Source organism: Stenotrophomonas sp. SXG-1, assembly GCF_014083965.1.
GTDB lineage: Bacteria > Pseudomonadota > Gammaproteobacteria > Xanthomonadales > Xanthomonadaceae > Stenotrophomonas > Stenotrophomonas geniculata.
The window spans coordinates 285474-306195 of record NZ_CP046588.1; the positions used below are offsets into that span (position 1 = coordinate 285474).

The 20722-nt window shown below is 67.5% G+C and carries 19 protein-coding genes; 6 read left to right on the top strand and 13 right to left on the bottom strand.

What is annotated here, in order from left to right:
- Positions 1 to 148 precede the first annotated feature (148 nt).
- Together yedA and rarD are read left to right on the top strand one after the other, a co-directional pair.
- Complete coding sequence (yedA, locus tag GOC52_RS01265) at positions 149 to 1054, top strand: drug/metabolite exporter YedA (protein WP_054170750.1); 906 nt, start codon at positions 149 to 151, stop codon at positions 1052 to 1054.
- On the top strand, positions 1051 to 1944 hold the full coding sequence (gene rarD, locus GOC52_RS01270) for an EamA family transporter RarD (protein WP_019338652.1): 894 nt from the start codon (positions 1051 to 1053) through the stop codon (positions 1942 to 1944). Before yedA ends, rarD begins: the two co-directional genes overlap by 4 nt.
- A gap of 117 nt (positions 1945 to 2061) precedes the next feature.
- On the opposite strand, the gene GOC52_RS01275 is transcribed toward rarD, so the two are convergent.
- From GOC52_RS01275 to GOC52_RS01295, 5 genes are all read right to left on the bottom strand, one after another.
- Complete coding sequence (locus GOC52_RS01275) at positions 2062 to 4920, bottom strand: TonB-dependent receptor plug domain-containing protein (RefSeq protein WP_049409941.1); 2859 nt, start codon at positions 4918 to 4920, stop codon at positions 2062 to 2064.
- A 359-nt stretch (positions 4921 to 5279) separates the two neighbouring features.
- Positions 5280 to 6602 carry an ABC transporter permease gene (locus tag GOC52_RS01280; protein ID WP_191850480.1) on the bottom strand — a complete coding sequence of 441 codons (1323 nt, stop codon included), beginning with the start codon at positions 6600 to 6602 and terminating at the stop codon, positions 5280 to 5282.
- A 13-nt stretch (positions 6603 to 6615) separates the two neighbouring features.
- The gene (locus GOC52_RS01285) at positions 6616 to 7773 is read right to left on the bottom strand and encodes an ABC transporter permease (protein ID WP_019338655.1); all 1158 of its coding nucleotides are present in this window, start codon (positions 7771 to 7773) and stop codon (positions 6616 to 6618) included.
- Between the two features lie 14 nt (positions 7774 to 7787).
- Positions 7788 to 8477 carry an ABC transporter ATP-binding protein gene (locus GOC52_RS01290; protein ID WP_099559683.1) on the bottom strand — a complete coding sequence of 230 codons (690 nt, stop codon included), beginning with the start codon at positions 8475 to 8477 and terminating at the stop codon, positions 7788 to 7790.
- Between the two features lie 102 nt (positions 8478 to 8579).
- Entirely contained in the window at positions 8580 to 9833 is a 1254-nt protein-coding gene (locus tag GOC52_RS01295) for an efflux RND transporter periplasmic adaptor subunit (RefSeq protein WP_191850482.1), read from the bottom strand.
- Between the two features lie 202 nt (positions 9834 to 10035).
- Here GOC52_RS01295 and GOC52_RS01300 point away from each other — a divergent pair, with 202 nt between their 5' ends.
- Genes GOC52_RS01300 through GOC52_RS01315 form a run of 4 tightly spaced genes read left to right on the top strand, consistent with a single transcriptional unit; the run spans position 10036 to position 13531 of the window.
- Positions 10036 to 10932 (top strand): ABC transporter ATP-binding protein, encoded by an 897-nt coding sequence (locus GOC52_RS01300; RefSeq protein WP_191850484.1) that lies wholly within the window; start codon positions 10036 to 10038, stop codon positions 10930 to 10932.
- Positions 10929 to 11711, top strand: coding sequence for an ABC transporter permease (locus GOC52_RS01305; RefSeq protein WP_191850486.1), 783 nt, complete (start codon positions 10929 to 10931; stop codon positions 11709 to 11711). The genes GOC52_RS01300 and GOC52_RS01305 overlap by 4 nt, the downstream gene beginning before the upstream one ends.
- A 6-nt stretch (positions 11712 to 11717) precedes the next feature.
- Positions 11718 to 12932, top strand: coding sequence for a sensor histidine kinase (locus GOC52_RS01310; RefSeq protein WP_053442391.1), 1215 nt, complete (start codon positions 11718 to 11720; stop codon positions 12930 to 12932).
- A complete protein-coding gene (locus tag GOC52_RS01315) occupies positions 12929 to 13531 on the top strand; it encodes a response regulator transcription factor (RefSeq protein ID WP_005407733.1) in 603 nt (200 codons plus the stop codon). Before GOC52_RS01310 ends, GOC52_RS01315 begins: the two co-directional genes overlap by 4 nt.
- A 577-nt stretch (positions 13532 to 14108) precedes the next feature.
- Here the strand turns inward: GOC52_RS01315 and GOC52_RS01320 are convergent.
- The 8 genes from GOC52_RS01320 to GOC52_RS01355 form a co-directional block, all read right to left on the bottom strand.
- The gene (locus GOC52_RS01320) at positions 14109 to 14645 is read right to left on the bottom strand and encodes a cytochrome b (protein WP_043401779.1); all 537 of its coding nucleotides are present in this window, start codon (positions 14643 to 14645) and stop codon (positions 14109 to 14111) included.
- Positions 14642 to 15745: a catalase family peroxidase gene (locus GOC52_RS01325; protein WP_043401776.1), complete on the bottom strand. Its 1104-nt coding sequence runs from the start codon at positions 15743 to 15745 to the stop codon at positions 14642 to 14644. Before GOC52_RS01325 ends, GOC52_RS01320 begins: the two co-directional genes overlap by 4 nt.
- 135 nt (positions 15746 to 15880) lie before the next feature.
- The gene (locus GOC52_RS01330) at positions 15881 to 17248 is read right to left on the bottom strand and encodes a leucyl aminopeptidase family protein (RefSeq protein WP_191850488.1); all 1368 of its coding nucleotides are present in this window, start codon (positions 17246 to 17248) and stop codon (positions 15881 to 15883) included.
- Positions 17249 to 17251: 3 nt separating this feature from the next.
- Positions 17252 to 17971 carry an HAD family hydrolase gene (locus tag GOC52_RS01335; protein ID WP_191850490.1) on the bottom strand — a complete coding sequence of 240 codons (720 nt, stop codon included), beginning with the start codon at positions 17969 to 17971 and terminating at the stop codon, positions 17252 to 17254.
- A 72-nt stretch (positions 17972 to 18043) separates the two neighbouring features.
- Positions 18044 to 18511, bottom strand: coding sequence for a hypothetical protein (locus tag GOC52_RS01340; RefSeq protein ID WP_164193157.1), 468 nt, complete (start codon positions 18509 to 18511; stop codon positions 18044 to 18046).
- 93 nt (positions 18512 to 18604) lie between these two features.
- Complete coding sequence (locus GOC52_RS01345) at positions 18605 to 19714, bottom strand: AI-2E family transporter (protein ID WP_010486939.1); 1110 nt, start codon at positions 19712 to 19714, stop codon at positions 18605 to 18607.
- A 67-nt stretch (positions 19715 to 19781) separates the two neighbouring features.
- Positions 19782 to 20249 (bottom strand): hypothetical protein, encoded by a 468-nt coding sequence (locus GOC52_RS01350; RefSeq protein ID WP_019337636.1) that lies wholly within the window; start codon positions 20247 to 20249, stop codon positions 19782 to 19784.
- Positions 20246 to 20716: a phage holin family protein gene (locus tag GOC52_RS01355; RefSeq protein WP_010486934.1), complete on the bottom strand. Its 471-nt coding sequence runs from the start codon at positions 20714 to 20716 to the stop codon at positions 20246 to 20248. The genes GOC52_RS01350 and GOC52_RS01355 overlap by 4 nt, the downstream gene beginning before the upstream one ends.
- Positions 20717 to 20722: the final 6 nt, after the last annotated feature.

The window sequence follows — 20722 nt, forward strand, 5'->3', positions numbered from 1 at the left end:
CAGCCCTCTTGGTACTGCATCGGCCGTCAACACGGGGTAGCAGACCAGAGCAGGGTGCATGGATGGATGACAGCGTGCCACCGTCCGGGGTCCCGGACCATACTCAAAACGTCCTAGAATCCGCCTTCCCCCGGCTCCCTGGTGTGTCATGTCGGCTCCCCCTTCTTCGTCTGCGGCTGCCCCCCGGGGTGGCCTTGTCGCGCTGGCATTGCTGCTGGTCTACGTGGTCTGGGGCTCGACCTACCTGGGCATCGCCAAGGCCCTGCACGGCGGCGCGCTGCCGCTGACGATGGTCTCCGGCAGCCGGTTCATCATTGCCGGTGGCCTGATGTTCCTGGCCTTGCGCCTGTTCTGGAAGATGCCGAACCCGACCCTGCGGCAGTGGCGCAACCTGGTGGTGATGGGCGTGACCATGCTGGTGCTGGGCAACGGCATGGTGGTGCTGGCCGAGCGTGAGGTGTCTTCGGGCCTGGCCGCCACCGCGGTTGCCTCGGTGCCGCTGTGGATGGCGCTGTTCTCGGCGCTGCGCGGCCAACATGCCAGCAAGGGTGAATGGCTGGGCATCGCGGTCGGCTTTGTCGGCGTGGTCTGGCTCAATGCCGGCAGCAGCCTGACCGCCTCACCGACCGGGCTGGTGCTGCTGCTGATCGCGCCGATCGGCTGGGCGTTCGGTTCGGTGTGGTCACGTGGCCTGGACCTGCCGGGCCCGTTCATGACCGCTGCCGGTCAGATGATCTGCGGCGGCGTGCTGCTGGTGCTGATCGGCCTGGCCGTGGGCGAACGCCCCACCACGCTGCCCGACACCGGCGGCCTGCTGGCGATGGCCTACCTGTGCGTGTTCGGCTCCATCGTCGCGTTCACCGCCTACGTATGGCTGCTGCAGAACGTGCGCCCGGCGCTGGCGGGCAGCTATGCGTACGTCAATCCGGTGATTGCGGTGCTGCTGGGCGCTGCATTGAATGGTGAACGCTTTGGATGGCGGGACTTCCTCGCCATGGCGGTGATTCTTCTGGGTGTGGTGGTGCTGACAATGGCAAGGACACGAAAGAAATGAGCATGGACGAGAAAGAACAACGCCGGGGCCTGCTGGTCACTGCGTCCACCTTCGTGATCTGGGGGTTGGTGCCGGTGTACTGGCACCTGCTCAACGAGGTCCCCTCGTTCCAGATCATCGCACACCGCATCATCTGGAGCACCGTGCTGGTGCTGGGCTGGCTGCTGCTCAGTTCGCGCCTGGGCTGGTGGCAGAAGATCGCCGCACAGCCGCGCGCGCTGCCGATCCTGCTGGTGTCGAGCCTGACCATCGCGTTCAACTGGGGCCTGTACATCTGGGCGGTCAACGCCGGCCATGTGATCGAAACCAGCCTGGGTTACTTCATCAACCCGCTGGTGAACGTGCTGCTGGGCGTGCTGGTGCTGAAGGAGCGCCTGCGCCGCCTGCAGTGGGTGGCGGTGGCGATGGCGGCGGTGGGTGTGGCCTGGCTGACCATCGATGCGGGCACGCCGCCGTGGATCGCGTTGGGCCTGGCCTGTTCGTTCGGCCTGTATGGGCTGCTGCGCAAGCTGGTTTCGGTCGATCCGGTGGCCGGGCTGGGCGTGGAGAGCATGTACCTGTTCCTGCCGGCGCTGGCGTTCGCGATCTGGGCCGAGAACGGCCATGGCGGCGCGTTCTTCCATGGCTGGGGCTGGCGCAACGACCTGCTGCTGATCTTCGGCGGTGCGGTGACGGCCGTGCCGCTGATCGGCTTTGCCTACGGCGTGAAGCGCATTCCGCTGTCGCTGGTCGGCATCCTGCAGTACATCGCGCCGAGCCTGCAGCTGCTGCTGGGCGTGTTCTTCTTCCACGAAGCGTTCGATACCGCCAAGGCGATCGGCTTCGCGGCGATCTGGGCCGGCCTGGTGCTGTTCGTCGGCGACAACATCCGCACGATGCGCAAGCGGTAGCGGCGCCGGGATCCGGCCCCGCTTTCCGCAAAAAAAGAACGGCGCCCCGAGGGGCGCCGTTCTGCTTCCATCCACCGCCAGGAGAGAGATGGCGGTGGCGGGAACGCGGTTGCAGGCTTAGAAGCGCTGCTGGTACTTCATGTACATGAAACGACCGATGTCGAAGCCACCGTAGTAGGTGAAGCTGCTGTTCGGCTGGCTGTACATGATCGGACCCTGGTGGTCGAAGACGTTGTTCACGCCCAGCGACACGGTGCCGTCCCACGGCAGGCTGTAACGCACCTGCAGGTCGTGGAAGGTATTGGAACCCACCTTGCGGCTCGGCTGCGCATCGGTGTACGGCGAGACGAAGCCGGCCATGTTGCAGTCCGGGCCACCGGCCAGGTCATACGAGCAGGCTTCCTTCATGCCCGAGTAGTAGCGGGCGGTCCAGCCGATGCCCAGATCGCCGTACTGCCAATCCAGGTTGAAGGTCGAACGCACGCGGAAGTTACCCTGCCAGCCGGTCTTCTGCTCCACCGGCGTGGTAGCAGCGCTGTCGTTGCGCTGCTCCAGGTAGTCGGTGTAGGTGGTGTTCCAGTTGATGGCGAACTTGCCGTACGCGGTTTCCGGCAGGCGGTAACGCACGCCGATGTCATAGCCGGCGGTTTCGCGATAGCCAGCGTTGACCAGCGAACGATCCAGCGCCGAGACCTGGCCACGGGTGGCCGCAGCGGTGGAACGGGTGAAGCGACCGCAGGCCGAATCCACGCCCTGCACGTAGCACTGGTTGAGGATGTCGGTGGCCGACTCGCCGACGATGGCGTTGTTGATGCGGATCTTCCACCAGTCCAGGCTGACGTCCAGGCCCTGCACGAATTCCGGGCTGTAGACCAGGCCGACAGTCCAGGTCTTGGCGGTTTCCGGCTTCAGTTCCGGGTTGGAACCCGAGTTGAAATCGGAGGTGGCCTGCTGGCCCGGGCGGTTGGCAAGGTTGCCGTCCGCACCGGTCTGCTGACGGAAGTTGGCGGGCACATTCAGCGCCTTGCAGCGTGCTGCCACGGTCGGGCTGCTGGCGGCGATGCCGAACTTCGTATCGCACGGATCGGTGAACGAATCGCGGCTGGACACGGCGCCGCCGTAGAGATCGTCCACGGTGGGTGCACGGAAGCCGGTACCGTAGGTCGCGCGCACCAGCAGGCTGTCGATCGGCTTCCACTTCAGGCCGAACTTGCTGTTGGTGGTCGAACCGAAGGTGTTGTAGTCGGTGTAGCGACCGGCCAGGTCCAGCGACAGTTCACGCGCGAATGGCATGTCGGCCAGCAGCGGCACCTGCATTTCCAGGTAGACCTCGTTGAGCGAGTAATCGCCACGGGTCGGCTGGCCGGTGGTGCCGGCGATCTGGCCCTTCTGCACCATCAGGTCCGGGGTGTAGCTGGCCTCTTCGCTGCGGTGCTCGAAGCCCATCGCACCCATGATGTCACCGGCCGGCAGAGTGAACAGCGAGCCGGAGATGTTGGCGCTGGCCACCTTGGTGGTGCTCTTCATCTTGTCGACGAAGCGGGTGAACAGGTAGTCCTGCACGTCCTGGTTGCCCAGCGAGCCCGGGCCCGCATAGCCCATGGGTGCGGCCGGGTTCCACGGCACGCAGCCGGCGATCACCGCACCCGGGGTGCCGCAGCGTGCCACGGTGCCATCCATGAAGGACGGGCCGACCGCCAGGTCGACGTGCGGCTGGTACATGCTGCCGGTACCGATGCGCTCGCCTTCATTGCGGTTGTACATGTAGCTGACGTTCCAGTCCCAGTAACGCGAACCTGTTTCGAAGCTGCCTTCCAGGCCGATGCTGGCGCGCTTGGTGTCCAGGTTGTTCTCGGTGCCGCGCGGCAGTTCTTCAGTGCGGTGCGAGAACAGGACGTCCTGGCCCCACTTGTTGAAGGTGCTGTCCTTGGACAGGGCAGCACGGGTGCCATTGCGGGCCTGTGCGGCCGATACCGAGTACGGGTAGCCGGCCAAGTGCTTGGTCGACTCGCGCTTGCTGTACAGCGCGTCGGCCACGATGCGCAGGTTGTCGGTGATCGAGAAACCACCGTTGGCGAACACCGAGGTGCGCTCCAGACCGCTCAGCAGGCTCATGTTGGTCTTGGCGTTGGCACCATCAGCCGGGTCCGGGGTGTGGAAGTTGCCAGCCTGGCTCGGATCACCGCCCGGGCCCACGGTCAGCGGCTTGCCGCCGACGGTGACGGTGCCCCACTGGGTGGTCGGGCTCAGCGCGTCGACGTCATCGGCGTGGCGTGGGCCACCCGGGTAACGGCTGAACTCGCGCTCGCTGCCGAGGATCTCGTCTTCCTTGGTGCGCTCGGCGCCGACGCTGAACCAGCCGCGGTCGAAGGTCTTGCCGAAGGTGGCGCTGTAGGAGCGCTTCTGGCCGTCGCCTTCACCGTACTGGCCGACGTAGACGCTGGCTTCGCCACCGTCGAAGTTCTTGCGGGTGATGATGTTGACCACACCGGCGATGGCGTCCGAGCCGTACAGCGCGGATGCGCCGTCGGTCAGCACTTCAACGCGCTCGACGATGGCGGACGGAATCGAAGCCAGGTCGGAGTAGCCACCGGCGCTGACGCCCATGCGGCGGCCGTCGATCAGCACCAGGCTGCGTTCCGGGCCGAGGTTGCGCAGGCTGACGTACGTGCCGCCGAAGTCGCGCGAAGAACTCAGCGACGACGAGCGGCTCAGGCTCGGAGCACCGGCGGCGGTGACGTCCTGCAGGATGTCGGCGACGTTGATGTAGCCCTTCTTCTCGATCTCGGCGCGGCTGAGCGCGACGACCGGCTGTGCGGTCTCGACGCTGGCCTGGCGGATGCGCGAGCCGGTGATCTCGATGCGGTCGAGGTTGGTCGGGGTATCGCCGGCGCTCTGTGCGAAGGCGGGGGTGGTGCAGCTGGCGGCCAGCGCGATGACGATCGCGTTGCGCAGCGGAGTGGTTTTCAGGGACATCCGTGACATCTCGTGTTTCAGGAAAACAAGCGTCCGTTCTGTGGGCGCGTGGGGTGCTGCAAACCAACGTGGGGGCCGGGATTCTAGAGTGTTTCCATTCGTAACTGTTTGTCGCCATGCCGCTGAATGTGCGCGAAGATGAATCGCAACCAACAATCCACAGATGCGATGTGCGCAGCGTCACGCACGTTGCGTGCGCGATGGGCAGAGGCATCGATAGCGGCGGATTTCCGCCGATCTGTAGCAGCGCGTGTGCGCAGGCATCCATCCACGCCATGCGTGGATGACGCGCAAAAGAAAAGGGACGGAGCCCTCGCTCCGTCCCTCTGCAGGATGCGCAGTCTATCGCTGAGAAATGCTCAGGTTTCGCGCAGCGCCGTGGTGATCGGCAAACGTGCCGCGCGCAGCGCCGGGAACAGGCCGCCGACCAGGCCGATGCCCAGCGCCCATTTCAAACCCGTCCACAGCAGTTCCGGCGACACATGGAACTTGAACACCACCGCGCTGAAGTTGCTGCCGATGGTGGACACGCTGTAGCCATTGAACAGCAGCCATGCCACCGCACAGCCGAGCAGGCCGCCCAGCAGCGCCAGCAGCATCGTCTCCAGCATCACCGCGGTCACCACCGGCAGGCCACGGAAGCCGATCGCGCGCATGGTGGCGATCTCGCGCGCACGCGTGGCCACGGCCGCATACATGGTGTTGAGCGCGCCGAACACCGCACCGACCGCCATGATCGTGCCGATCACCTTGCCAAGGATGTCGATCAGCTTGGTCAGCCCGCCGCCCTGCTTGCTGTAGTAGACGCGGGTGGTTTCCACGTCCAGCTTCAGGCGCGGGTCGGCGGCGACGGCGGCCTTGAACTGCTCGAAGCCGGCCTTGCCATCGGTGCGCACGCTGATCGACTGCCACGCACTGCGCTGGTAGGTGGTGGCCAGCGTATCGGCGTCGGTCCACAGTTCCGAATCATGTGCATCGCCGGTGGCGAAGACGCCCACCACGGTCCAGGTCTGGTTGCCCAGGGTCAGCGTCCTGCCCACATCCAGATCGCGGAACTGGCCCTTGGCGCCCTGGCCGACCACGATCTCGCGCAGGCCAGTGGCGAACGTGCGGCCTTCGACGATCTTGACCTTGTCGTGCACCGCCCACGCCTGCGGGCCGACGCCGCGGAACTGCGCGTTGACGTCGGTACCATCGGCCTTGGACACCAGGTTGACCACCTGCGACAGCTCTGGTGACAGCAGCGGCCGACCTTCGGCATCGCGGGTGATGCCGGGCAGGGTGGACAGCGTGGGAACCTGCTCGCGGGTGATGACCGAGTTGGTCTCGGCCTGCGAGCCACCGCGCAGCACGATGGCGGTGGTGTCATCGCCGGTGTTGTTGAGCGTGGCCTGGAAGCCTTCGCCCATCGCCAGCATCGCCACCAGCACGCCGACCACGCCGGCGATGCCGACCACGATCACCGAGGACGCGCCCCAGCGCTGCGGCAGGCTGGCCACGCCGATGCGGGTGGCGGCCAGTGCCAGCCGGCCGCCACGGGTCAGCAGAAGCCACAGGGCCACCAGCACGGCCACGGCCAGCACGCCGATCCACGGCAGGCTGATCCACAGCACCAGGCCGATCACCAGCAGCAGCATCGTCACGCCGTTGCCCAGCCACTTCTTGAGTTTGCTCTTGAACATGTCGGTGTTCTCCTCAGCGGCCGGCCAGTGCGTCGACGATCTTCAGGCGCTTGGCACGCAGCGCCGGCAACAGGCCGACGATGATGCCGATCACCACGATCAGGCCCAGCCCCATCAGCCAGGTCGGCGTCGGCACGTGCGGCGGCAGCATGCCCATGCTTTTCGGCCCGATCGCCGGCAGGATCAGCGCGGCCAGGCCCATGCCGATTAGCCCGCCGAGGCCGATCAGCAGCACCGACTCCACCATCACCAGGGTCAGCACGGTGCTGTCCTTGAAGCCCAGCGTTTTCAGCGTGGCCAGTTCCGGCACGCGCTCGCGCACCGCCTGTGCCATGGTGTTGCCGGTCAACAGCAGCAGGGTGAAGAACACCGCGCCCATGATCGAAGTGACGATCATGCCGATGTCGGCGAACTGCTTGACGAAGGCCTGCTGGAACGCCGATTCGGTCTGGGTCTTGGTCTCGTGGTCGGAGTTGGCCGAGATCGCGTCGATTGCCTGAGCCACCCGCGAGGAGTGGTCCGGGTTGTCCAGCGTCACCGTGTACCAGCTCACCTGGTTCTTGATGTAGTCGTTGGATTCATCGAAGTACTTCCAGTTCATCATCAGCTGGCGTTCTTCATTGGCGGCCAGCGCACGGTCCTTGGAGCGGTAGATGCCCTTCAGCTCCAGCGGCCAGTCGTTGCTGCCGCCACGCGGGAAGATCGTGGCCTGCAGCGGGATGGTGTCGCCGATCTTCCAGCCGAACTGCTTGGCCAGGGTTTCGCCGACGATCGCACCGGTGCGGGTCTGCTTCCAGTCTTCCAGCTGCGCCGGGTCGATCTGCAGTTCGCGGTAGACATCGAAGTAGTTGGGCGACACCGAGAAGTTCGGGAAGAAGTTCTTCGGGTCCTGGTAGATGCCACCGAACCACATGCCATAGGCCACGTCGCGCACGCCGGCCACCTGGCGGATCTGGGTTTCAAGGCGGATCGGCAGTGACTGGGTGATCGACAGCCGCGAGGCCACCACCAGGCGGTTGGCGCCTTCCACGCTGCCGCCGGACGAGAACGCCACGCGCACCGAGTCGAGCATGCCGAACAGCAGGAATGCGGCCACCACCGACAGCAGGGTCAGCAGGGTGCGCGTGCGGCTGCGGAACAGCTGCGCCCAGACCAACGAGAAGTATTTCATCGCTGTGGCCTCCGTCAGTGGGCCAGCGGGGCGTCGGCCAGCTCGCCCTTGTCCAGGTGCACCGTGTGCGTGGCGTACTCGGCGGCCTTCGGGTCATGGGTGACCATGATGATGGTCTTGCCGTGTTCGCGGTTGAGCTGCTGCAGCAGGCCCAGGATCTCTTCGGCGGACTGGCGGTCGAGGTCGCCGGTCGGTTCGTCGCAGATCAGGAATGTCGGGTCGGAGACGATCGCGCGGGCGATCGCCACGCGCTGCTGCTGGCCGCCGGACAGTTCGTTGGGGCGATGGCTGCGGCGGTCGGCCAGGCCGACCAGGGTCAGCGCGATCTCGGCATTGCGCTTGCGCTGCGCCGCGCTGAGGTGGGTCAGCAGCAGCGGCAGCTCCACGTTCTTCTGCGCGGTCAGCATCGGCATCAGGTTGTAGAACTGGAACACGAAGCCGACGTGGTGGCTGCGCCAGGTGGACAGCTGGGCGCCGCTCATCTGGTCGATGCGCTCGCCCTCGATGCTGATCTCGCCGCCACTGGGGTTGTCCAGCCCACCGATCAGGTTGAGCAGGGTGGTCTTGCCCGAACCGGACGGGCCCATCAGCGCGACGAAGTCGCCGCTGGCGATGTCCAGGTCGATGCCGTGCAGCACCTGCACTTTCTCGGGGCCACGCTGGTAGGTCTTGGTGATGTTGCGCAGTGAAACCAGGGTCGACATGGGTTGTTCTCCACGGAAGGCGGGAAACGGGGAAGCGCACCTGCGGTGGCTGCGGGCGTGCGTCGAGCGGTGTTGCCGGCGGCGCCCATGGGCGCCAGGCCGTTACTGCGCTTGTTTCTGTTGCACCTTGGCGCCATCGCGCAGGGTGTCCGGCGGGTTCACCACCACCGATTCACCTGCACTCACGCCCTTGAGGATCTGGCGGTCCTTGCCCATCGCCTGGCCGGCCTCGACCTTGCGCTGCTGTACCCGGTTTTCGTCACCCAGCACGAAGGCCACCGATGCGCCCTCGCGCTGCACCACGGCGCCGCCCGGCACGCGCACACCCTGCGGCTTGGCGGCGGCCTGCGGCTGGGCCTGTTCCAGGAAGCTGACCCGCACGCCCATCTCCGGCACGATGCGTGGGTCCTTCACTTTCAGCGCCACGCGCACCTTCACCGTGGCCTTGCCGCGGTCGGCGGTGGGGATGATGGCGATCACCTCGCCCGGAATCTTCCACTCCGGATAGGCGTTGAGCGTGGCTTCCACCGGCATCTTCGGCTGCACGCGGCCGATGAAGGCCTCGCCCACCTCGACTTCGATCTCCAGCGAGTCCATGTCGACGATGGTGCCGATGCCGGTACGGGTGAAGCCACCGCCTGCCGACAGCGGCGAAACGATTTCGCCGGGCTGCGCGGCCTTGGCGGTGACCACCCCGGAGAACGGCGCGCGCACGATGTTGTTGTCCACGCCCAGATCGGCGATGGCCAGCTGGTCGTTGGCGACCTTGACGTTGCGCTGGGCGGTCTCCAGCTGCGCACGCAGGCTGTCGCGCTGTGCCACGGCCTGGTCGTACTGTGAGCGCGATACCAGCTGCTGGCCGACGAGTGCCTGCAGGCGGCTGGCTTCGGCGGTGGCCTGCTTCTGCTGCGCCTCCAGCCCGGCCACCTGGCTGCGTGCGGCCTGAAGCTGCGAGGCATACAGGCTGCGCTGGGCGTCGGCATCAATCGGGTCCAGCGTGGCCATGATCTGGCCCTGTTCCACGCGCATGCCCTCCTCGATCATCACCTCGCGCACCTTGCCGGTGATCTTGGCCGAGACCGTGGCCATGCGCCGGGCGACCACGTAGCCACTGGCGTCGAGCACCGAACTGCTGGCGCTACCCTGCTGGATGGCCACGGCCGGCGCGGTTTCCACCTCCACGGCCGGCGCACGGCCGAACAGGAAGGCGACGGCGGCGGCGATCAGCAGCACGGCCACGATGATCGCGATCCACAACCAACGGCGACCACCGCCGTTGCTGCCACCACCGGAGGCCGGCGGGGGCGATTTGCGGTCGATACGGAGTTCCTTCAACAGCTCGGCAGAAGCGTTCATTCGTTCCATCACAGGCGTTCGGGCGGGTGTGGCCGGAAGGGCAGACGGCGGCGGTTCCGGCGGTGGAGCGTGCGGCACAGCATGAAGGCAGGTACGGCGATGACGGCAGTGACAGCTGTCACCCGATGACACTGACGGCGGCAACTGCGAAATGTGACCACGCCGGTACAGGATGGCAACGTCCCCGCTACCGGTACCGCCCATGGATCCGATCGCCCCGTCGCTGGCCCGCCTGCAGCAGGTGCAGGTGCGCTACCGCGACCATACCGCCCTGCATGGCATCGACCTGCAGGTCCGCGCTGGCCAGGTGCTGGCATTGCTGGGCCGCAACGGTGCCGGCAAGAGTACCGCGATCAGCGTGCTGTTGGGCCAGCGTCGCGCCGATGCCGGCCTGGTCGAGCTGCTCGGTGGCGACCCGCAGCAGCGGGCCAGCCGATTGGGCCTGGGCGTGATGCTGCAGAGCACGAACCTGCCGCCGATGCTGCAGGTGGACGAGCTGGTGGCCCAGGCCAGTGCCTGTTACCCCGACCCGATGCCGTTGCCGGAGGTACTGCAGCGCGCCGGACTGCAGGCGCTGGCGCGCCGCCGCTACGGCCAGCTGTCCGGCGGCCAGCAGCGCGCCGTGCAGTTCGCCATCGCGCTGTGCGGCCGCCCGCGGGTGCTGTTTCTGGACGAGCCCACCACCGGGCTGGACATCCAGGCGCGGCAGGCGATGTGGCAGGCGGTGCGGCAGTTGGTGGCCGAAGGCTGCGGCGTGCTGCTTACGACACACTATCTGGAAGAGGCCGAGGCGCTGGCGCAGCGCGTCGTGGTGCTGGAAGGCGGCCGGGTACTGGCCGACGCACCCTTGGCCGAGCTGCGCCTGGCCGACCGGCCGCGCCGCATCCGCTGCCGCAGCGTGCTGACTGTTGAAGACGTACAGCAATGGCCGGGTGTGCAGCAGGTGCAGCGTGACGGCGAGCATCTGCAGCTGCTGGCCAGCCCGGCCGAGCCGGTGGTGGCGCGCCTGCTGGCCGCCGATGCGCAGCTGCGTGAGCTGGAAGTACAGGGCGCGGCGCTGGCTGACGCCTTCCTCGACATGACCCGGGAGGCCGCATGAACACGATGACCCGTACCGGCACCACACCCGCGCCGCCATCTGCCTGGCGCCAGGCCCTGCGTCCGTACCGCGCTGAACTGGTGGCCGAACTGCGCCGCGCCTGGCGCACGCCCGCCTTCGCCGTACCTTCGCTGCTGTTCCCGGTGCTTTTCTACCTGCTGTTCGGCGTGCTGTTGGGCCGTGGCCACGCACCGCTGTACCTGTTGGCCACCTACTGCGTGTTCGGCGCGATGGCCCCGGCGCTGTTCGGCTTCGGCGTGCAGCTGGCGCTGGACCGAGAAGGCGGGCTGCTTACGCTCAAGCGGGCGCTGCCGATGCCGCCGGCGGCGCCGCTGCTGGCGCGACTTGCGATGGCCATGCTGTTCGCGCTGCTGGTGGCCTCGTTGTTGATCGGCGTGGCATCTGTACTGGGGGGTGTGCAGCTGCACGCCCTGCAGGTGCTGCAGCTGCTGGCGGTGGCGGGCCTGGCGGCGCTGCCGCTGGGGGCGATCGGCCTGCTGATCGGCAGCCATGTCAGTGCCAGCGCAGCGCCGGCGATGGTCAACCTGGTCTACCTGCCGCTGGCCCTGCTGTCGGGCCTGTGGCTGCCGCTGTCGGCGCTGCCCCAGCTGTTCTCGACGATGGCACCGCTGTGGCCGACCTGGCATCTGGCGCAGCTGGCGCTGCCGGTAGTCGGGCTGCCGTCGGTGGGCAGCATGGCAGGCCATCTGCTGGTGCTGCTGTTGGTCACGTTTGTGGCGCTGCTGCTGGCGCGCCGCCGCCTGCGCCGGATCGGCTGAACTGGCATGATCGGCAGCGATCGTCCCCGCCTGGATCACCCCGTGTCGTCGAGCTGGTTTGCGTCCCTGCTGCGCCCCGCACCGGATTCGGCGGTGGCCGACAACCTGCGCCGCGGCAAGCCGGCCTGGGCCGATGCCATCCACCTGCTGTGGACGGTGTGGGTGTTCATGACGCCGCTGTTTTCAGGGGGGTACACGCTGCGCTGGCTGTGGTTCACCCTGGCCAGCTATCCGTTGTTCCTGCTGTTGTATGCGCGCCTGCTGCTGTCGCCGCGGCACCATGCGCCCCGCTATGCACTGGCGATGACCGCGCTGGCGATCGTGCTGGTGCCCTGGTACCCATCGGGCATCAGCTACTTCATTTTCGGCTGCGTGATGCTGCGGGTCTGCGGTCGCAGCAGCTGGTGGCGTTATCTGTTGCTGCTGGTCGTACTCAACGCGGTGTTCTACCTGGTGGCCTACCTTGCGCACTACCCGTGGCAGAGCCTGGTCTGGGTGCCGGCGGTGTCGTTCATCATCGGCATGGTGGTGAACGTGGAGACGGTGAACAAGGAAAAGGATGCCGCATTGCAGCTTTCGCAGGAGGAAGTACGGCGGCTGGCCACCACCGCCGAGCGCGAGCGCATCGGCCGCGATCTGCATGATCTGCTCGGCCATACCCTGTCTTTGATCACGTTGAAGCTGGAGCTGGCGCGCAAGCTGCACGACCGTGGCGATGCCCGTGCGCGGCAGGAGATCGGCGAAGCCGAGGACATCGCCCGCGAAGCGCTGGCCCAGGTACGCAGTGCGGTCACCGGCATCCGCGCCAGTGACCTGGCCGGCGAACTGGCCTCGGCGCGCCTGCTGCTGGAATGCCAGCAGGTGCACCTGCAGTACGCGCCTCCACCGCCGATGCCGGTGGACGTGGAGCGCGGACTGGCGCTGGTGCTGCGCGAGGCGGCAACCAATATCGTGCGCCACGCGCAGGCGACGCAGGCGCGGGTGGAATTCATGCTGGAAGGACGAATGCTGGCGATGCAGATCCGCGACGATGGCCGTGGCGGCGTACAGGCCGAAGGCAATGGATTGTGCGGCATGCGCGAACGGGCGATGGCGCTGGGTGGACAGTTGTCACTGCAGTCGCCGCGCGGAGAGGGCACGGTAGTGACCGTGCGCGTGCCACTGGTGGCCGCGACCACGCCGCTGTCGCCAGCGTCACTGGCTCAGGATGGTGCTGCATGATCCGCATCCTGCTGGCCGAAGACCAGGCGATGGTGCGTGGCGCGTTGTCGGCACTGCTGGGCCTGGAGCCGGATATCGAGGTGCTGGGCAGCGCCGCCGACGGTGAGGCTGCGTGGCGCATGCTGCAGCAGCTGCAGCCGGACATCCTGGTGACCGACATCGAGATGCCGGGCCTGTCCGGGCTGGAGCTGGCACAGCGCATCGCCCGCCATGAACTGCCGATCAAGGTGGTGATCGTGACCACCTTCGCCCGCGCCGGTTTCCTGCGCCGCGCGCTGGAAGCGGGCGTGCTGGGGTACCTGTTGAAGGACGCACCGGCGGAGAACCTGGCCGATGCACTGCGCAAGGTGAAGCAGGGTATCCGTGCGATCGACCCGCAACTGGCACTCGATGCCTGGTCGCAGGCCGACCCACTGACCGACCGCGAGCGCCGCGTGCTGCGGCTGGCCGGCGAAGGCCGTACCGCCAGCGAGATCGCCGAGCAGCTGGGGCTGTCGCACGGCACGGTGCGCAATTACCTGTCCGAGTGCATCGGCAAGCTGGGTGTGGCCAACCGGATCGAGGCGTACCGGCTGGCGCGGCAGAAGGGGTGGTTGTAGCGGCGTGCGCCGACACACTGGTAGCGTCGGGCGATGCCCGGCGGATCATTCCCGCGCCTGCGGAGGGGTGTCACTTTCTTTGCGCGCAAAGAAAGTAACCAAAGAAACGCTCCGCCGGCCGCGAGCCGGCGTGCTTCGCACGCCGGTGCCCTGCGCTCCTCGGTCCGTCGAGGGACGGCGCGGGAACTCGCTGCGCTCAGACACCCGCGCCTCTTCGCCCTCGCCGGACCTGCGGTGCTCGGCTCGCTCAAGGCGGACTGGAAGGTCAAGATCAACGGCAACAGCATCCACGCATGGCGTGGATCTACTGGGTGCAGCTGTCGCTCTTGATGTTGGGTCCGCCTTGAGCGAGCCGAGCATCGCAGGGGAATCAGGGGCGAAGAGGCGCCGGTGTCTGAGCGTAGCGAGTTCGGCGCCGTCCCCTGATTCACCGAGAAGCACAGGGCACCGGTGCGCAGCACCGGCTCGCGCTCTGGCGGCGCGTTTCTTTTGGTTACTTTTCTTTTCGCGCGAAAAGAAAAGTGACACCCCACCGCAGTCGCGGAAACGATCCGCCGGGAACGCCCGGCGAACCCGATCAATCCTTCCCGCGCGCCATCGCCTGGAACACGCCATCGCGCCGCACCCACAGGTGGAACAGCGCCGCACCCACGTGCATCAGCACCGTGGCGAACAACACATACGCCAGCAGGCTGTGCGCATTGCGCAACGCGGCATACAGCGCCGGAGTGTGCGGCACGATCGGCGGCAGGTGCAGGCCACCCCACAGCACGATCGGGTAGCCGCCGGCCGACAGCATCGCCCAGCCGATCAGCGGCATCGCCAGCATCAGCGCGTACAACATCCAGTGCGAGGCCTTTGCTGCCAGCACCTGCCAGGCGGGCAGGTCGGAAGGCAGCGGCGGCGGGCGGTGGCGCAGGCGGTTGTACAGGCGCAGCAGCACCAGTACGCCGATGGCGATGCCCAGTGGGCGGTGCAGATCGATCAGCATCGGCCGCAGATGCAACGAGGCGACCATGGTCACGCCGACGAACAGCATGGCGATGATCATCAGCGCCATGGACCAGTGCAGCACCCGCGCCAGCAGGTTGAAGTGGCCGTTGCCGGTGTTCATCGTGCGGCCTCCTTCGGTTGCTCGACATTGCCGCTGGCGCGCTCGCGTTCGCGACGGTTGAAGGACTGCGAATACACCGCCGAGCGGGCGGCCAGGATCGGATCATCACTGCCGCGCACGCCACTGGGCAGGATCAGCGGATCGAAGTTGATCTGGCCGCACGCACCTTGTTCCTGCGACTGCATGCGGTCCAGGCTGAGTACGCCGGCCACCACCTGATCACGCGACTCGGGCCACGGCACCGACGGATCATCAATGGCATCACCGGGCTCGGCGGTGGTCACGACCAGGTTCCAGCGTACCGGGCCGCTGGCCAGGCGCTGCTGCAGTTCCTGGCTGAGGAAATCGACACTGGCCTGCTTGCGCGTTTCCGCATCCATCTCCACCACCGGCGCCTGTGGCTGCCAGCGCCAGCGCACGGCACGCTTCTGGCCCTGCGCGTTGGTGAACCAGAAGCTGTTGACGCTGTTGAAGGTGGTGTCGGCCCAGCTGCTGGTCCACGGTGCCGTCTTGGCCCACTGCTGGAACGCCTGTGCACTGGGGTACTTCGCCAGCACTGCAGCCATCTTCTGCGGGTCGGGCTTGCCGGTGGCGGGGTCCGGAATGGAGGCGCGTGTCTGCGCGTAGAACGCCTCGGCATCGGGCACGGCGAAGAACGGGAAGCTGTTCATCGCCATCCGCCATTCCTGGCCGTCATCGCTGACCATCTGCACCGCCAGGCTGCGCACGCGTGCGGTGTTGTCGGCGCCGTAGGGGTCGCCGCCGCCGATCGATAGGCGGCCCATCACCGGTACGCGGCGCTGCGAGAACACGCGGGCGCTGGACAGGGTAGGGGCCTGCGCGCTCGGTTCGAACCAGCCGCTCACGCAGATGCCCTTGCTGTGCGCGCGTCGGAAGCCTGGATGGGCCGGGCCGGTGGCCTCGATGGTGTCGGTGAAGCGCTGCGCGGTCAGGCGGTTGCCGATCCAGCCGGCCAGCCAAGCGAAGGCCAGCGCGACCGCACCCAGAATGAGTGCGATCAGTGCGATCCAGGGCAGGGGGGAATGCTTGCGTGGTGCGCCCAGCGTCTGGCCAGCGCGGGTGTAGCGGAAGAGCGACATGGTCGGAGTCCTGCCTTCACGGAGCGTGTGGGTGGTCGACCCACACATCCTCGCAGAACCTTTCCAGGCCCGGTATTCAAATTTTCGTCAAGTTTGCCGGGGACGGCGTGCCGACCAAGGTCGGCACCCACCCGATCAGCTGTAACGCGCCTTCAGCATTGCCCACGCCGAGCGCAGCGCCAGCGCTTCGCCACCGGCCGGGCGGCCCGGGCGCTCACCGTCGTTCCAGGCATACACATCCAGATGTGCCCAGCGCTGGCCGTCTTCCAGGAAACGCTCCAGGTACAGCGCGGCGGTGACCGAGCCGGCCATGCGCGAGCCGGCGTTGGCCAGATCGGCGATGCCGCTGGTCAGGTAACGCAGGTAGGGGCGCCACAGCGGCATGCGCCAGACCGGGTCGCGGGTCGCATCACCGGCCTGCAGCCACTGCTGCGCCACGTTGTCGTCATTGCTGAAGAGCGCCGGCAGATCCGGGCCCAGCGCGATGCGCGCGGCGCCGGTGAGGGTGGCAAAGTCCAGCACCAGGTCGGGTTTCTGCTCGCTGGCGAAGGTCAGTGCATCGCAGAGGATCACGCGGCCTTCGGCGTCGGTGTTGTCGATCTCCACGCTCAGGCCCTTGCGGGTGGCGATCACTTCGCCCGGGCGGAAGGCGTCCGGACCGATCGCGTTTTCCACCGCCGGCACCAGCAGGGTCAGGCGTACCGGCAGCCCGCGTGCCATCACCAGGCCGGCCAGGGCCAGTGCGTGCGCGGCGCCGCCCATGTCCTTCTTCATGTTGCGCATGCCGTCGGCCGGCTTGATGTCCAGGCCGCCGGTATCGAAGCACACGCCCTTGCCGACCAGCACCAGTGCCGGATCGGTGTCCTTGCCCCAGCGCAGCACGACCAGGCGCGGTGCGCGGTGCGAGGCGCGGCCCACCGCGTGGATGGCCGGGAAGTTCTGCTTCAGCAGTTCGTCGCCGGTAATCGCCTCGACCTGCGCGCCGTGCGCGTCGGCCAGCGCGCGCGCGGCGTCTTCCAGCTGCTGCGGACCCATGTCTTCGGTCGGGGTGTTGACCCAGTCACGCACGCGCAGGCTGGCGGCGATCAGGTCAGCCACTTCGCCGGTCGGCTCGGCCACCAGGCGCGCCGGCGCACGGTGGCGCTTGCGATAGCGGTCGAAGCGGTAGCTGCCCAGGCCCCAGCCCAGCTGCAGCAGCGCCAGTTCGGCGGCCGGCAGTTCGCTGGCCAGCTGCCACACGCTGCCTTCCGGCAGGGCATGCGGGGCATGCGAATAGCTGTAGGCATCGGCACGATCACCGACACCGATCACCGCTCCGGCCAGGCCATCGGCGCCGGGCAGCAACGCCGTGGTGAAGGCACCGGCGGTGAAGCCCTGCGACGCCAGCCATGCCTGGGTGGCAGCCGGCTGGCCGTCCTTCCAGGCCGCGAACTGCTCGCGGTCCAGCACGTACAGCGGCAGTGCTGCGGCGGTGTCGGCAGTGAAACCAGTGATCTCGCTCATGCGTCAGATACTCCGGGGTGCGGCAGCGTCGAGGTTGGCATCCAACCAGTCGGCCAGGCCGGTGAGGGTGTCGAACTGCAGGTCTGGCTGCAGCTGCGGATGGGTCCAGGTGGCTGCTTCGCGGTTGATCCAGCAGCCGCGCAGGCCGGCGGCGATCGCCCCGGCCACATCCATGTCGGCGTGGTCGCCGACGTGCAGTACCTGTGCCGGTGCCACACCCAGTCGGGTGCAGGCGGCGTGGAAGATGCTCGCCTCCGGCTTGGCCGCGCCGTGCTCGCGCGCGCCCAGCTGGAAGGCGAAATGATGGGCCAGGCCGATCCGCTCCAGATCGGCATTGCCGTTGCTCAGCGCTGCGACCGGTACACGCGCGGCAATCCGCGCCAGCGCGTCGATCGCATCGGGGTAGCATTCGACCTGGTTGCGCGCGGCGAAGAACACTTCATACGCCGGCTCCAGCAGATCCAGGCTGGCACCACTGGTGTGCAGCGCTTCGTGCAGGGTCAGCCGGCGCAGTGCGCTCAGGTCGTGATGGAGGTGCGGATGGGCGTGGTACAGGCGCTCGCGCAGTTCGCGCATCGCCGCCACCGGATACATCTCGGCGGTAGCGGGGCTGTGTTCGCACATCCACGCGTGCAGGACCTGTTCGATGCGGGCGCCGATCGGAGCGAACGGCCACAGCGTGTCGTCAAGGTCGAGGGTGATGGCTTGGACGGGGAAATTCACCCCGCCATTCTACCCCTGCCCGCGTGGGCTTTCATGCGGCGCGGCGGGCGGGGGCGCTGGGGCTGGGCCGGGTCAGCGCAGGTTGTACGAGCAGGCGATGGTGGTCTGGCCGTCGAACTGCTGCACGTCCAGGTTGTGCCGGCCCACTTCCTTCGTATAGGTGCCCGCCACCGGGTCGGACATCTTCGCCAGTGCCGCGATCTGTTCGACGCTGGCCGAGCTGAAGTACGCGGTGAAACTGTCGATGCCGTCCTCGCCGCTGTCGCCGTCATACGACTGCAGACGGTTCACCGGCTGGCCCAGCACCATCAGCGGCGTGGTCAACCGGAACTCGCCGCTGGATTCGCCGTTCTGCGCCCGCGCCGGGGCCGGTGCCAGCAGCCGGGCCATGGCGTCGAACTGCTTGGGCGTGAGGTGCCGCTTGCAGGTCACCGCGTCGGCAAGCTGGGTGCGTGCCTGGTCGGCAGTCGGGGGTGCAGCGGCGAGCGCGGGAGCGGCAAGGCTGGCCAGGGCGAGGCAACGCATAGCGAAAGCGATCATCCGAACGGATCCATCCGAAAAAAGGGGGCCATAGTCTGCCACTTCGTCCCAGTTTCGGGTTCCGCCATCGGCGTCCTTCATTTACTGATGCCGTTATTCCAGCAGCCGTGCCCAGCCCTGCATGCCGTCCAGGCGTGCCAGCACCAGCTTGATGCAGACCAGCAACGGCACCGCCAGCAGCAGCCCGATCATGCCCCAGGCCCAGCCGAACACCATCAGCGCCAGGATCAGTACCAGTGGCGACAGCTTCATGCGACGGCCCAGCACGATCGGGGTCACCATCTGCCCTTCCAGGGTGTGCAGGCCCAGGTAGGCGGCGGCCGGCAGCAGGGCCTGCAGTGGGTCGCGGAACTCGACGAAGCCCATCAGCAGCATCAGCGCCACGCCGATCAGCGGGCCCACGTAGGGGGCGAAATTCAGCAGTGCGGCCACCGTGCCCCACAGCAACGCCTCCTGCAGGCCGATGCCGAGCAGCATCAGCACGCCAGCGAACACCAGGCCCACCAGCGTGTTGATCACGCTGATGGTCAGCACATAGCGCGAAACCTCGCGCTCGATCGAGCGCAGGATGTCACTGGTGAATCGCTGCTGCTGGCGGTTCGGGAACAGGGCGATGGCCGCGCGCTGCAGGCTCTGCCCATAGATCATGAAGAACAGCGTGAGCAGCACCACCGCCAGCACCGAGGCGGCCAGCCGCGGCGCGCGGGTCAGCATGCGATAGGGGTCGTCCATCTGGGTGCGGATCACCTGCACCTTGTGGTTGCTGTCACCACCGGCCACGCGGGCGAAGTTTTCCGCCGCCTGGTTGGCCTGCTGCACCGGTTTGGTCAGGTCCTGCACCTGGCGGGCGACCTTGCGCAGCTGCTGCGGTGCTTCCTGCGCCCATTCCATGGCCGGGCCGATCAGCTGCACCGCCAGCGAACCGGTCACGCCCAGGCCGGCGCCGAGGATCAGCAGTGCGCCGAGTGCGCGTGGAATCCACAGCTTCTGCAGCAGGCGCAGGATCGGATTGCCGACCAGCGCGAAGAACATCGCCAGCAGCACCGGCAGGATGATGTCCTGTGCCGCCCACAGGGTGTAGCCCACCGCCAGGGTGGCCAGCACCACCAGCGACATCGGTCCGCGCGGGCGCGATGCGGGCGGCAGCGGAACGTCGGGCTGTTCGGGGCCGGCCGGTGACGGGGACAGGAGGGACTCGCTCATCGACGCACCAACCGGGAAGGGGAGCGCATTATCCGCCGGCCGCGATCGGCGCGGCGGATTCCATGGTTCAACGTTCGGACAGCTCGGTGGCCGCTTCGGCCGGACGCGGTCCGCGCAGGTCCGGTTCCGGTCCTGGCTCCGGCACGGAGCGCGGTGCCGGTGCCGGCCGTGCTTCGGCAGCGGAGGCCGCCGCCTGTGCCTGTTCGCTGGCCTCGTCGGCTTCTTCGGCCGCGTCGTCGGCGGTGGCTGCGGCCTGCGCCGCCATCGCCGTGGCGAACGCCGCCTGTGCACTGGCGAACAGGTTCGAGACCGAGCCCACCATCTGCAGCCAGCGGGCACCGTTGACCTTGCCCGGCACTTCCAGCTTGCCGGCGATGAAGCCACCGGCCAGGCCGACCACCACGATGCGCAGCGGCGACCAGCCTTTTCGCCAGACGTCGCTGAGCGTGGACCAGTGGTCCTGGGTCTCGCCCAGGCGCACGGTCACCACCTGTTCGCAGCGTTTCACCCGCCGTTGCAGCGCGCCGAACTTCATGGCTTGCCCTCGGGCAGCTGCACCTCGGCATCGGGATCGTCTTCGCTGGGTTCGTCGAACAGGCCCAGGCGTGACAGCTGGCGCCGGGTAGCGTGCATGCCGGTGTGGTGGAAGAAGTAGGACACTCGCCAGATCGCATAACCGGTGACGGCCAGGCTCAGCAGCGAGGTGATCAGCAGGGCCTGCAGCCAGCTCAGGCCCCAGCTCTGCAGCAGGGCGATGAGGGTGGCGGCCATCAGCAGCCAGGCCGAGGCACCGAACACGATCGCCACGCCGGCCCAGGCCAGTGCACGACCGAACGCACTGCGTGCCATCGCGAAGTCGGCCGAGGCCAACCGGCGCAGCGAGCGCAGCGTGTGCTTGGCCGAATCGGCAGCGGCACGACCGGCCGCACCGACCTGGCGGATGCTCTCATCCAGCGGCGGGGTAGCCGCTGGATCAGGGGCTTGCGCGTTGTCTTCGCTCACGCCGCG